9 protein-coding genes are annotated in these 13,444 nt (G+C 43.7%); 6 read left to right on the top strand and 3 right to left on the bottom strand.

Annotated features, from left to right (window positions below; translation table 11 throughout):
- The coding region (locus WS34_RS15685) for a thioredoxin fold domain-containing protein (RefSeq protein ID WP_286693766.1) at positions 1-1,014 on the top strand (1,014 nt) is incomplete at its 5' end.
- Between the two features lie 114 nt (positions 1,015-1,128).
- On the opposite strand, the gene WS34_RS12500 is transcribed toward WS34_RS15685, so the two are convergent.
- Entirely contained in the window at positions 1,129-1,989 is an 861-nt protein-coding gene (locus tag WS34_RS12500) for an endonuclease/exonuclease/phosphatase family protein (protein WP_013610695.1), read from the bottom strand.
- 304 nt (positions 1,990-2,293) lie between these two features.
- A complete protein-coding gene (locus WS34_RS12505) occupies positions 2,294-3,127 on the bottom strand; it encodes a hypothetical protein (protein WP_046405179.1) in 834 nt (277 codons plus the stop codon).
- A gap of 293 nt (positions 3,128-3,420) precedes the next feature.
- Between WS34_RS12505 and WS34_RS12510 the strand changes: the two genes are divergently transcribed.
- Positions 3,421-4,989 (top strand): hypothetical protein, encoded by a 1,569-nt coding sequence (locus tag WS34_RS12510; RefSeq protein WP_046405181.1) that lies wholly within the window; start codon positions 3,421-3,423, stop codon positions 4,987-4,989.
- Between the two features lie 232 nt (positions 4,990-5,221).
- On the opposite strand, the gene WS34_RS12520 is transcribed toward WS34_RS12510, so the two are convergent.
- Positions 5,222-7,561: a DUF748 domain-containing protein gene (locus tag WS34_RS12520; RefSeq protein ID WP_046405182.1), complete on the bottom strand. Its 2,340-nt coding sequence runs from the start codon at positions 7,559-7,561 to the stop codon at positions 5,222-5,224.
- Positions 7,562-7,893: 332 nt separating this feature from the next.
- On the opposite strand from WS34_RS12520, the gene WS34_RS12525 reads away from it, so the two are divergent.
- From WS34_RS12525 to WS34_RS12540, 4 genes are all read left to right on the top strand, one after another.
- Positions 7,894-8,742, top strand: coding sequence for a 4-hydroxy-3-methylbut-2-enyl diphosphate reductase (locus WS34_RS12525; RefSeq protein ID WP_013610700.1), 849 nt, complete (start codon positions 7,894-7,896; stop codon positions 8,740-8,742).
- Between the two features lie 20 nt (positions 8,743-8,762).
- Complete coding sequence (gene pfkA, locus WS34_RS12530) at positions 8,763-9,743, top strand: 6-phosphofructokinase (protein WP_013610701.1); 981 nt, start codon at positions 8,763-8,765, stop codon at positions 9,741-9,743.
- Between the two features lie 130 nt (positions 9,744-9,873).
- Complete coding sequence (priA, locus tag WS34_RS12535; protein WP_046405183.1) at positions 9,874-12,306, top strand: replication restart helicase PriA; 2,433 nt, start codon at positions 9,874-9,876, stop codon at positions 12,304-12,306.
- A 12-nt stretch (positions 12,307-12,318) separates the two neighbouring features.
- Positions 12,319-13,444 (top strand): glycoside hydrolase family 2 (locus WS34_RS12540; protein ID WP_046405185.1); only part of this gene is annotated, 1,126 nt, incomplete at its 3' end.

Here is a 13,444-nt window from a genome sequence, read left to right on the forward strand (position 1 = left end):
ACTTTCCGGCAGGCGTTGGAGCAAGCTCAAAAGGAGGGAAAATTGGTGTTTATGGATTGTTATACCAGTTGGTGCGGACCTTGTAAGAAGATGTTGAAGGAGGTGTTTAGCCGGAAAGATATCGGGGAGTATATGAATACCCGTTTTGTCAATTATAAGCAAGATATGGAGCAGGAAGAGGGGAAGGAATTGGCCGGGAAATATGGAGTGGAAGTATATCCGACTTTCTTTATTCTGGATGCAGCAGGCGAAGTCAGACACAAAATGGTAGGAGGCATGACTGCCGGGGAGTTTTTGAAACAGGTGCAGCTGGGGAGTGGAGAAAATTCGTTATTCGCTTTCAATCACCGCTACCGGCAAGGTGAACGGAATCCGCAATTTATGATAGAATATATCGGATTGCTTTCGGATGCTTATATGAAAGACGATATGCAAAAAGTGTTGCATGAATATTGGGAAACTCTGGACGACCGGTCGAAATCTTCGGCTACTACCTGGCCGTTGGTAAAGCGTTTTGTCCGGGAGATGAAATCTCCGGAGTATCTGTATTTGCTTAAACATAAAAGCGATTTCGAGACTAACGTAGGAAAAGAGGAAGTGAATGCTAAAATATGGGGAGATCTGTTGCCTCTGATTGGAAATCATTGTAATGATATGATTTTTAAAAATCGCCCTGAAGATCCGGCAACTTTAGAGGAATATCGTTCGATTGTTGAAAAATCGGGTGTGGAAAGGATGGATTATTTATTGGATATCATCGGCTTTACCCGTGCTTATGTGGACAATGATCTGACAAAGGCTTTGAAAATGTATAGGCGTAATTTTTCGAAATTGATACCTGATGAACGTTTTAATGCAACTTTACAATTAAATGGAATGCTTATCGGAAAGGGTACTCCTGCACAATGTAAACAAGGACTTCAGGCGATTCGCCGAACGATAAAATCGTGTGGCTGGAGCGAAGAAGATCCGTTGTTTAAAACAATGATAAAGGGGCTGGAGGAGAAGAGTTGAAAAGAGTTACTGAGTTGAAAGACCCAACTCTTTCAACTCAGCAACTCTATAACTCAGTAACTCTATAACTCAGTAACTCTATAACTTAGTAACTCTATAACTCAGCAACTCTTTTCAACTCTTTTCAATCTCCAATTCGACGATTTCGGGGTTATGGTCGGATAAGAATAGGGTGTCGTTGAGTTGTGAGAAAGGGATGTACGAACTGATTACCCGGATTTGTGGGGTAACGAAGATAAAATCGATTTTTTCACATTTTTCGGCCGGTATTTTACCGAAATTATGGTAAGTGAAATCCACTCCTGTCCGTTTTCCGGCTACTTTGTGGGCATCTTTCAGAATAAATTCGTTGTTGGTAATTGTTTTATAGGCATCCCAGTCTTCCGATACATTAAAATCTCCGGTGAGAATAGCGGGAGAAGTCCCAACGATTTCTTTAATTTTTTCGATAATCAGCAGGGCACTGTTCCGGCGGGCTTCGGTACCTATGTGATCGAAATGTGTGTTTACTACCATAAGGATTTGTCCTGTCTTCTTATCTTGTAATTTTACCCAGGTTGCAATCCGGGTCAAAGCGGCATCCCAACCGACCATTCCGACACTGTCCGGTTTTTCACAAAGCCAGAAAGTATTCTGGTCCAATAGGGTATATTTCGCTTGTTTAAAGAAGATCGGTGCATATTCTCCGGCTGTTTTTCCATCTTCCCGGCCGACTCCGACAACTGTATATTCGGGTAAGCCGGTTTTCAAGACTTCCAGCTGGTGATGCAAGACTTCCTGCATGTCGATGATATCGGGATCGACCCTGTGGATAAAAGCACATATACTGTCTTTGCGGTGTGGCCAGCTATTGGGACCGTCTCCCGAATTATCGTAACGGATATTGAAAGTCGCTAAACGCAGGGACTCAGGCTGTTGTTGGGTACAGCCGAGGGCCAAAAGGCTCAGGATAAGGGTGGAAAATAGATTCTTCATGTTATTTATTGTTAGATCTCCAAAGCTAATAATTATTGAGGAAATTTTTAGGAAAAAGAGCACGAAGTATGAAATAAATGCTTTGGACAATCACCTGGACCGGAGAGCTTCCGCAAAGAAAGACTAGAGGATATAAAACGGATTTAAACGTACGTTTCAAACAATTAAATCTCCACTGTTACAAAGATTTCAGAAGTCAAGTCTAACCGTTGTAACTATAGAAACTAAAAAACGGTGCCACTCTGTTTTAAACCCTTGTTCCCGTTTAAACTGTTGGCACCGTTGTAATTGTATTGCCAGAATCTTAATTCAACATCCTGATCAATTCACTGGCCTGTTGTTTCATTAATTGATTTTGAGATTGGTTAGCCAGGTTATTGGCGATGTTGGCATATTTTTTTGCAATGTCGTTGAACCCGCATTTTTTGGAGATTTTGACATAATTGTAAATCGCGTCGAAGTCGGACTTCGATTCGACAGTTTTTCCTGCCCATAATTGGATCACTTTCAGGCGGGAAACATCATTCATGATTTCCAGAGCTCCGGCAGTGATTTCTTTGATCATCTTCCGGTTTTCCGGGAAATAGCGAAATAACTTCCGGGCTTTGTAAAAATAATCTTCGGCATTTCCGGATAACCGTAGTTCTTTGATATTGAAATAATCCAATACAACATCGTAGTGCTCGTATCCGGTTTCTTTGATCCGCTTCATTTGGTTTTCGTAATCTGCCTTATTCTGGAGATAGAGTTGTTCCAAATGGTTTACCAACACATTGTCTAATTTCTGAAAAACATCGTCTTTGGAAAAATGCTGGATGAATTTATCTTGATTTTCAAAAACATATTTGAGCTGAGGTGCATTGATGTCGTTTACATAATCCCGTACGATCATCCAATTGTAATCTTTGAAGTAATCGGCTTCACTTTGGGTTTTGAAATAACGATTCAGTATATCTTGTCCCGACTTCCCTTGTTTACTCAATTCTTTTAATAATTGCATGGTCGTTTGAGGGTTTGCCGGATTTTGTTCAAATGTTTTGACCAAATTATCCAGACTTACCGTCGTTTTTTCAATTGCAAAACCGCTCCAGGTACTCCATAAAATCACCCCTACTGTTAATAAAAATCTACACTTCATATCAACCTTCAATTTTATATTAAATTTACATCTATAAAACACCTAAAGAGCCTAAAAGGGTGAAGTAAAAATCGATTTTAACTTACGATTTAACAGATTTTACATATAAAATTGACGATTTGCAATTATATCCATTTGTTTGGTATAAAAATGCAACTTAAAACGTTTACATGAGGCAAGGTTTTTAGTTTGCTCTTAAAATTAAATAAAACGCGGAAAATATTTTAAGAAATGCAATGATTTCCTGGCTGAAAATATTAATTTGTCGCAATATTTATTAGTTCGACCGGTTTATGAGAAGAATTATACTGTTTTTACAACTGCTGTTGGGAGTGGAGATGATTTATGCTCAGACAGAGACGGAAATATTGAATTATTCCCGTTTGTCTTATGCAGGATCGGCTCGGGCAGCTGCTATGGGCGGTGCTTTCGGAGCTTTGGGAGGAGATATTTCTTCCTGGAATCTGAATCCTGCCGCTATCGGGGTTTTCCGTAAATCTAGTGTTACCTACACTTCGGTATTGAATTTCTCCGGGAATGAATCCGGGGAGCTGACTGCAAGGAAAACTTCTTATCTGATCGGAACGGTAGGAGGGGTACTGTCAGGGTACGTGAAGGATGAAAAAAGTGATTGGAAAGGTTTTAACCTGGGCTTTTCGTATACTGATCTTTCGAACAATATTCAAAATACCCGGCAGCAGGTGTATCATTCCCCGACTTCCCTGACGGATGTCTATGTTTGGCAAAGTCAGGGATACAAACCGGATGAATTGAATATTTTTACAACCGGTCCCTTTTATGATACCTATTTGTTATATCAGGACGAAAATGAAAGTTACCATTCTATTTTGGAAACCGATGGAGAAACAGCCGAATGGGTCGATCAATATCAGGAGATCCGGGAAAAAGGTTACCTAGGCGAGTTTTCAATTGCCGGAGGAACGAATTATAAAGATAAATTGTACCTCGGAGCGGTACTCGGTATACAGTGGACCTATGATAAACAACGTATTCTTTATTCCGAGATTGCAGAAGAAAATGCTCCTTCACTTCTGGATTTTTATGAATTCCGGCAATACCGTCGCACCAGAGGTACGGGGATCAATTTGAAACTAGGGCTTATCTATCGTCCGGTACCGGCTATTCGATTGGGGGCCGCTATTCATTTGCCGACCTGGTTTACGATGGAGTATACACTTGAAAATTCTGTTCATACTTATTTTACTACGCCTACCGATCCTTCCGTCGGACGGGATAAACAGGAGTATGAAATATCCAATAGGGCTTATGGAACCTATTATGATCCTTATCGGTATCTGGCTAATGTACGGACTCCCTGGAGGGCGTTTCTTTGTTGGGGACTTGTGTTGGGGCAACACGTGATGTTGGATGTGGATTATGAATATGTCGATTATAGCTCTGCGAAGTACAAGCGTCCTGCGAAGTGGATTTACGGCAGTTATGAGGATGACTGGGAAAAGGATAAAATAAAAACTTTATCCCGGAGTGTCGATTATGATCCGATTAATCGGGCGATCAGGTCTCTTTATCGTCCTACCCATAATCTTCGGGCCGGAATGGAGGTCCGGGTGAACAGTCGGGTGAGTCTTAGGGGAGGATACGGACTTCAACAAAGTCCGTATAAACACGATGTTGCTTCTTTCAATAAAATATACACCTATGCCGGAGGGATTGGATTGAATGTGGGCTTGTTCTTCGGGGATCTTTCTTATACCCGCCGTTATTCTAAAAACGAAACTTGTTTTTACAATGAAAATGGTATCACTGCCCAGCCTTTGGCTAACAAATATACGGATCAGGAAATCCGGTTGACCATAGGGTTACATATTCGTTCATTATAAATTTATCGGGACAATAAATTTAGTGTATAAAGCCGATGGCCTGCGGGTGTTTTGTTACGGCCGTAGGGGCGGCTGATAGAAGTGAAAGTTTAATGAACGAAATACTTGGCAGGGATGATGAACTTTATAAAAAACGATATTTTAGTAGTTACAGCAATTTCAAGGGGTACAAAAGTTACAACGGTTGGAGCAATTCTGAAACTTTTGTATCCCTTGAAACTTTTGTCACTGTTTAATTTTCGGTTTCTTCCGCAATTAATTCCGGATCGGGTTCGTCACCTGCGAATACCAAACCGATGGTATATTGGTTCTTACCTTTATAAGCAACGAGTTTTTCTGCAGTTGCGGTCGAAATACGAATACATTTTTCCGGGACTTCCTGACGGAGCAGGTATTCTTTCAGGACTTGGTTGCGTCTGTCCATTAATTGGTGGGTCAGTTGGTTCAGTTGAGTCGAGTCGGCCAGTGAAAGAAGTTGGTCATCCAAATAAGCCGTTTTTTTGTCCTCACTGACCTGGGTTCCGACATAATTGAGAAATTGAATGTCTTTCGTATCTATTTCCATTATTTTACTGTAGTCGATCGGTAACAGGGTAGTCTGTGATTTCTCAGGGTGTTGCTGTAGATAATAATTGCGTTTTACATAGAAATCGGCCAATTGTACCTTACTTTGCTGTACATTGACAAATTGTTCCAGGAGTAGGGTCATCTCCGGTTTGGCTTTTATAATTTCGGCTAATTGGTTGATTTGAGTCAATTGTTCAGGAGTAAAGTCGTTCTGTACTGCTTCGAATGGAAGATTTTTCAGTTTTTCTGGAGAGAAACCGAGGGAATTTGCCAGAAAGTTAACCGGAGAAACGGCTACTTTCACCAATAAATTGGTCAGGGTCTTAAAAATGATTTTCCGGTAAGAAAATTCAGGAGAGTTGATGTCTCCTTTTACAGGTAAATCCATTCGAATCAGATCGTCTTTGTCCTTGATCAGATATAAAGCTGTTTTCAATGGGATGTTATAATCGGGTTTCGGATCTTGGTGTTTATTTCCGACTTCACATTTGGCTATATTCAGGTTATTACGTCCGTCCAGCATACTCTTACGGATATTGTTCACGCTGCTGAAAGAAAGGATCCCTTTTTGCAATGGATAACCGAAATATTGCATGCTATAAGGAGTGAAAGTTTTTAAATCCAGATTCTTGATACTGAGTAAGATATCTGTATTGCTGAGATCGTCTAATTTCCCTTCGTAGTTGAAAATAATGGTCCCTCCATTTTTGAGGGTACTGCTGACTTTGGCCTTATTTTCTTGAGTGAGACTCAGTTGGTCGGCAACCAGATTGATATTTTCCAGACTGAAAGTGAAGGGGTGACGCAAGGTCTGATCTTTGAAGGTGAAAAGCGAATTATTGATCCGGAAGGTGCTGACTTTGAAATCGGGGACTGTTGCTGTAGTTTGAGGTCCGGCAGCTGGAGTTTGTTCTGCCGCCCCCCGGACGGTATCTTCGGGAGTTTCTGGGAACAGGTCGCTCATGGTATTTCCGTCTTTACGGAGTTCGAAACCGGTTTTGATACCGTTGACAGCGATCGTGTTAAAATGAAAAATAGCTTTTCCGGGGTTGATCGTTTCCATATCGATATAAATGCTATCGGTAGCAAAGACTTCTTTGTGACTGGCGTCTGCAAGTGACAGGTGGTTTATACCCAGATTGCCACGAACCACTAATTCGGTTACATGTTCGGCGTTACCTTCGATGTTAAGGTGAGTATTCAGGATTCCGCTGATTGTACTGATCCGGGTAAAATCTGTCAGGTAAGGTTGGATAGGAGCGATTGAGAAATTGGTCAGGTCGATATCCAATAGATAATTGCCTGCTTCCATGTTGTATTGGATAGCCGTTTGCAAATGTCCACCGTCATTGAAATTCAATGCGATGCCGACATCGGTATTTTGACCACTGAAATAAACCCCCGGAATCTGAAGTCCGAAATTCTCCATTTGCCAAACCGAATTACGCTCTAAATCTTTGTAAAGGATATGACCTCCCTGTATGCTGATATTATAGAGGGCAATGGCAAGGGGATTTGCCGAAGTTGTGGCCGGAGAGGCCGGAGAAAGGCTGTCGGAGGCCGGCGATTGTAGTGTAGAAGAAGCCACCGGCTGGGCAGCAGGACTATCGGCGGATAACGTATCCGTTGACCCGAGGGCCAAAAGATCGTCGAAATTGAACTCACTGCCTTGCTGAAGTACCTTTACGCTGGGATTGGTCAGACTAATGTGGTTGATTCTGACTTCATTCGCTAACAGACGATGTAGAGACATATCCACACTGAGGGTATCGAAAGAAACGAAAGTATCCAGATCGTTGGCTTCTAATAATTGGAAATCGGTGATACGGGCATAGCCGGTGAAAATGTTTATGTAGAGTCCTTTGATGTTGATCTGACGCCCGATCAACTCTTTACTATGTTTATTGATGTAGTTTTTGGCGATCGGCGGAAAAATACAAGCGATGATAATGAACACTGCGACGAGAACAGCCACTGTAATAGTGGATATTTTAAGAATTTTCATGGTTAAAAATTTATATATGATGTATGTATTTTGCAAAAATAATCAAAATTTTAGAATTTGGTTTATGAAAAGGGATTTCTATCGATTGCAACTTTTTTAGGCTGAATCATATTTATTTACACAGATAATTTATTGAAAATTATTATATCTTTGTGCGTGCTAAGAGAGCTAAAAAAGCTATAGGCTATAAGCTATAGGTTGGGAGGCTCAAGGTTGCTAGAGACGGGAGAGCTAAAGGCTAAAAGCTGGCAGCGGGGGAGGAGAGTTGGAAGAAGTATGAAGTAATAGGTGAAGAAGGAGGAAGAAGCAGGAGGATAAATGAAAGATAGAATATGAGAGTGGAGATCGATGAACATTCGGGTTTTTGTTTCGGGGTAGTGAATGCTATCCGCAAAGCGGAACAGGAATTGGAGCGGGGGATGTTGTATTGTATCGGTGATATTGTGCATAATGACCTCGAGGTAGAGCGTTTGAGGCTACGTGGATTGAAAACGATAGAACACGAGCAGTTTGCACGATTGCAACATTGCCGGGTATTGTTCAGAGCACATGGAGAACCTCCGGTGTCATACGAGATCGCTCAAAAGAATGAGGTTGAAGTGATCGATGCTTCTTGTCCGGTGGTATTGAATTTGCAGAAAAGAATCCGGAAAGCTTATGAGCAAACCCGGGAACAGGGTGGACAGGTGGTCATCTACGGAAAACGCGGGCATGCCGAAGTCGTGGGCTTGGTCGGACAGACGAATGGGGAGGCTTTGGTGATCGAGAATCCCGAGGATATCCGGCAGATCGATTTTTCGCGTCCGGTGATTTTATTTTCACAGACGACCAAAAGTCTGGAAGGTTTTCAGGCTATTGCAGCTTTGCTAAAAGAGAAAGGCGGGGCACAGGTGGTGGTGAACGATACGATTTGCCGGAAAGTGGCCAATCGTATACCTCAGCTGAGAGAGTTCGCACAGAAACATGATGTTGTCATCTTTGTCAGTGGCGAAAAGAGTTCGAACGGAAAGCAATTGTTCGCTACTTGTTGTGAAGTGAATCCCCGGACTTATTTGGTGCAAAGGGCGGAGGATGTAAAGCCGGAAATGTTGGAGAATGCTCAAAGTGTCGGAATTAGTGGGGCGACCTCTACACCGGCATGGGTGATGGAAGAAATAAGACATAAAATAGAACTACAATAAATGAATTACATGATTTAATTATGGGAAGAATAAAAAGAATTGGAGTACTGACTTCAGGAGGTGATGCTCCGGGAATGAATGCTGCCATTAGGGCTGTAGTCCGGACAGCTATCTTTAATGGCTGTGAAGCATATGGTATCTTCGGTGGTTATCAGGGATTGATCGAGGGAGATATCAAAAGATTGAAATCCAATGATGTAAGCAATATTATTCAGCGGGGAGGAACGATTCTGAAATCTGCCCGTAGTATGGAATTCCGTACACCGGAAGGACGTACCAAAGCCGCTCAGATGTTGGCAGAGCATAAAATCGATGCTTTGGTGGTGATCGGGGGAGACGGTTCTTTTACCGGTGCTAAACTATTGATTCAGGAACATGACATTCCGGTGGTAGGTATTCCGGGAACGATCGATAATGACTTGTACGGTACCGATTCGACGATCGGATACGATACGGCTGTCAACACTGCAGTGGAAGCTGTCGATAAAATTAAAGATACGGCGAGTGCTCACAACCGGCTTTTCTTTGTAGAAGTGATGGGACGTGATGCCGGATTTATCGCTTTACGTACCGCTATCGCCACCGGTGCCGAAGCTGTGTTGGTGCCGGAAGTGGAAACGGACTTGACCGATTTGGAACATTTTATTGAAAAAGATTATAATCCGAAAACCTCCAGTGGAATCGTAATTGTCGCTGAAGGTGAAAAATCAGGTGGGGCTTACAGCATTGCTGAAAAGGTGGCTCAGAAACATCCCGAGTATGACATCCGGGTGTCTGTATTGGGACATATGCAGAGAGGCGGTTCTCCTTCTCAGTTCGACCGGGTTTTGGCCAGTCAGTTGGGTGCTGCCGCTGTCGATGCTTTGATGGACGATCAGAAGAGCATTATGCTGGGAATCATGAATAAAGAGATTGTTCATGTTCCTTTTAACAAAACGATCAAGCATACCAAAAACCTGAATCCTGAATTATTGAATCTGGTGCGGATTCTGTCTATTTAATAGAATCTGGTCTTGGTAATGAAATAACGGTAGGAGCATCCCGCTTTCTTACCGTTATTTTTGTTATTATTGCATGATGAATGAGTTCTCATTCGGGTATTTTGTGAATAAATGGTATTAAAATATTTTTATGCGATATGCTGATGTCATCGTGCCCCTGGCGGTAGAAGGAATGTATACCTATACGGTGCCTGTGTCTCTGGAAAGCGAGGTTCGCGAGGGTACATTGGTATTGGTGTCGTTTGCCGGTAACAAGCGGTATACCGCTTTGGTCGGTCGTATACATGACCAGGCGCCTGTCGGATATCAGGTAAAGCCTATCGAGGATGTCATCGAGAAACAGGTTTCGTTTTCGGCTCTGCACCTGAGGTTTTTATTGTGGCTCGGCGGGTACTATATGACCACTCCCGGCGAAGTGATGAAGGCGGCTTTACCGGTGGCTTTCCGTTTGGAGAGTTTTACCAGCATTACCCGTACCACGGAGGAAGTGGATTATGCGGGGTTGACTACGAACGAAAAAATCTTACTCCGATTTTTACAGCCTGGCGAATATGTTTCGCTGAAAGAAGCGGAGAAATATCTGAAAATTAAAAACGGGCTTCCGTTGGTGAGAAATCTGTTGGCCCGGAATTACATCCAGATTAAAGAAACAGTGGACGACTTGTTCCGGGAAAAAAAGGAGCGTATCGTCACTTGGGCAAAAGAGTATACAGAGGAAGAATTGGGGGCGTTGTTGGATCGCTTGAAAAGAGCACCGGCCCAATATGCTATGCTTTGCAGATGGATCGAATGGGGTAAAACTGAAATCGAAAAAGGGGAGTGGTTGCGTTTGACCGGACAATCGGCTGCTACACTCAAAGGATTGTGTGACAGAGCGATTTTGAAGGTCGAAGAAAGAAAGATAAGTCGGTTGGGAGGAGACGGAGACGCCGGAGGAAGTTCTTGGCAGCTCAATGCAGAACAACAGGGCGCTTTAGGGCGCATCCGGGATTTTTTCCTTGAAAAAGATTGTGTTTTGTTGCAAGGGGTGACCTCTTCCGGGAAAACGGAGGTATATATTCGTCTGATACAGGAATATCTGAATCGGGAACAGCAGGTGTTGTATATGCTGCCCGAGATCGCTTTAACCGTACAGATCGTAAGACGGTTGCAACGGGTTTTCGGTGACCGTATCGGAATTTATCATTCCGGTATGTCGGATAATATGCGCGCTGAATTGTGGCGGAAGCAATGTAGCGACGAACCTTTTCAATTGATACTCGGAGTCCGTTCGTCGATCTTTCTGCCTTTTCGGAATCTGGGATTGATTATTGTGGATGAGGAACATGACGCTTCTTACAAACAAAAAGAACCTGCACCCCGTTATAATGGCCGGGATGCTGCGGTTATGCTGGGGAAATTGTCGGAAGCCAGAGTCCTGTTAGGGTCGGCGACGCCTTCTTTCGAGTCTTTTCAACATGCGCTTACCGGAAAATATGGGTATGTACAGATGAACTGCCGTTATGGTGGAATTCAGATGCCCGAAATTCGTTTGGCCGATGTGGGAGAATACCGGCGTAAAAAGCTGATGAAAGGTAGTTTCTCTCCCTTATTGCTGGAAGAGATGGAGAAAGTGCTGAGCGAACACAAACAGGTTATTTTATTTCAGAATCGCAGAGGTTATTCTTCCTATGTACAATGTGACCGTTGCGGGGAAATCCCGAAATGCCGTTATTGCGATGTGAGTCTGACCTATTATAAGCAGCGCCATGTACTCGTTTGCCGTTATTGCGGGGCTATGGTGTCGATGAGCGACCGTTGTTCGGTTTGCGGGGAGGGGCATTACCGGGAAAGAACACCCGGAACGGAGCGGATAGAGGAAGAAGTATTACGGCTTTTCCCGCAGGCCCGGGTAGCCCGGATGGACCTGGACGTGATGAGTAGTAAGTCTCGTTTCAGGAGTGTCATCGAAGATTTTGAACAGGGGAAGACCGATATCCTGATCGGGACTCAAATGGTCACTAAAGGCCTGGATTTTGCAAATGTCAAGCTGGTCGGAGTGATAGATGCCGATAGTATGGTCAATTTCCCGGATTTCAGGGCGGAGGAACGGGTTTATTGTATGTTGTTGCAGGTTAGCGGGCGTAGTGGACGGAAAGGTGACCGGGGGAAAGTGGTTATTCAGGCGGCGGATGTTAAAAACAGAGTGTATACCATGCTGACCGATGGGAATTACCGGACGTTTTTCGAGCAATTGGCTGCAGAACGGGAGTTGTTTGTATATCCTCCCTTCGGCCGGATGATTCAGGTGGAACTAAGACATAAAGAGGTGGTACCTTTACGGAATGCCGCTAACCGGCTGGCTGTCCGTTTGCGCGGGCAGCTGGGCAAACGGGTGTGTGGGCCTGCTGTTCCGGAGATTAGTAAAATCGGTGGGTATCATCGGCTGATTTTGTTATTGAAGCTGGAAAACGGAATCTCTTGTTCGGGGGTGAAAAACAGGCTTCGTGAAGAAATCAGAATATTGAAACAAGAAAAACAGTGGGGAACACTTCGGGTCATTTGTGATGTGGATCCTCAATAAAAGAGTGAAGTTATGAATACAAAAGGGTGTAAATTTGTTTTAGGAATTATTTTGTCGCATCTGTTGTGGATCTCTGCTTCTGCTCAGGTTTCTTTCGGACATCCGGAAAAGATAAACCGGCAATGGAAGTTTACTTTAAGTGATCCTCAGGAGGCGAAACAGCTGGAGTATGAAGATGCGCATTGGCAGACTGTCGACTTGCCTCACGATTGGAGTATCAAGGGGCGAATGAGTCCTCATTTGGCCAGTGCCACCGGCTATTTGCCGGGAGGAATCGGCTGGTATCGTAAAGTTGTTCGGATTCCAGCAGATAAACGGCAAGAAAAGGTTTTTCTTTATTTTGAAGGGATTTATAACCGGAGTGAGATCTATGTGAACGGTCATTTACTGGGAAAGAGGCCGAATGGGTATGTTTCGTTTATGCTGGAGGCGACTCCTTACATCAGGTATGGGGCGGACAATGTAATTGCTGTGCGTGTAGACCATAGCCGGAGTGCAGATTCCCGTTGGTATACCGGTTCGGGTATTTACCGGAATGTGTGGTTGATATATGCCGATCCGGTACATATTGCACAATGGGGGGTGTATGCTTACCCTGAACAAGTGTCGGTCCGGAAAGCGATTTTGAATGTGGCTGTCGAGTTAGAAAATCAGACGACACAAAAGGCTGATCTGACGGTGGAAAATGAGCTGATCTCTCCGGAGCAGAAAGTAGTGGCCAGACAAAGTCGTAAATTAACGGTCGAAGAGGGGAAGAAAGCCACTGCAACTTGCAGGTTGAACGTCACTCGTCCTCGGTTATGGGATTTGGAACATCCCGAGCTTTATCGGTTGAAGACTACGGTTTTCAAAGCAGGTAAAGTCATCGACCAGACCGTGACGACTACTGGTTTTCGTTCATTTACTTTCGATCCGGATAAAGGGTTCGCTCTGAACGGGCGGTGGATGAAGGTCAAAGGAGTCTGTATCCACCATGATGCCGGGGTATTGGGAGCTGCGGTCCCCGAAGAAGTATGGAGGACACGCTTATTGAAATTGAAAGAGATGGGATGTAATGCTATCCGGACGACCCATAATCCTCAGGCTCCTGCACTTTATGAGCTGTGTGATGAATTGGGCCTGCTGGTATTGAACGAGG

This window comes from Odoribacter sp. N15.MGS-14, assembly GCF_000980245.1.
Classification (GTDB): Bacteria; Bacteroidota; Bacteroidia; order Bacteroidales; family Marinifilaceae; genus Odoribacter; species Odoribacter splanchnicus.

What these genes read in the sequence shown, in the direction of transcription:
- WS34_RS12500 (WP_013610695.1), bottom strand. Translation starts at nt 1,989, where the DNA reads ATGAAGAATCTATTTTCCACCCTTATCCTGAGCCTTTTGGCCCTCGGC.
- WS34_RS12505 (WP_046405179.1), bottom strand. Translation starts at nt 3,127, where the DNA reads ATGAAGTGTAGATTTTTATTAACAGTAGGGGTGATTTTATGGAGTACC.
- WS34_RS12510 (WP_046405181.1), top strand. Translation starts at nt 3,421, where the DNA reads ATGAGAAGAATTATACTGTTTTTACAACTGCTGTTGGGAGTGGAGATG.
- WS34_RS12520 (WP_046405182.1), bottom strand. Translation starts at nt 7,561, where the DNA reads ATGAAAATTCTTAAAATATCCACTATTACAGTGGCTGTTCTCGTCGCA.
- WS34_RS12525 (WP_013610700.1), top strand. Translation starts at nt 7,894, where the DNA reads ATGAGAGTGGAGATCGATGAACATTCGGGTTTTTGTTTCGGGGTAGTG.
- pfkA (WP_013610701.1), top strand. Translation starts at nt 8,763, where the DNA reads ATGGGAAGAATAAAAAGAATTGGAGTACTGACTTCAGGAGGTGATGCT.
- priA (WP_046405183.1), top strand. Translation starts at nt 9,874, where the DNA reads ATGCGATATGCTGATGTCATCGTGCCCCTGGCGGTAGAAGGAATGTAT.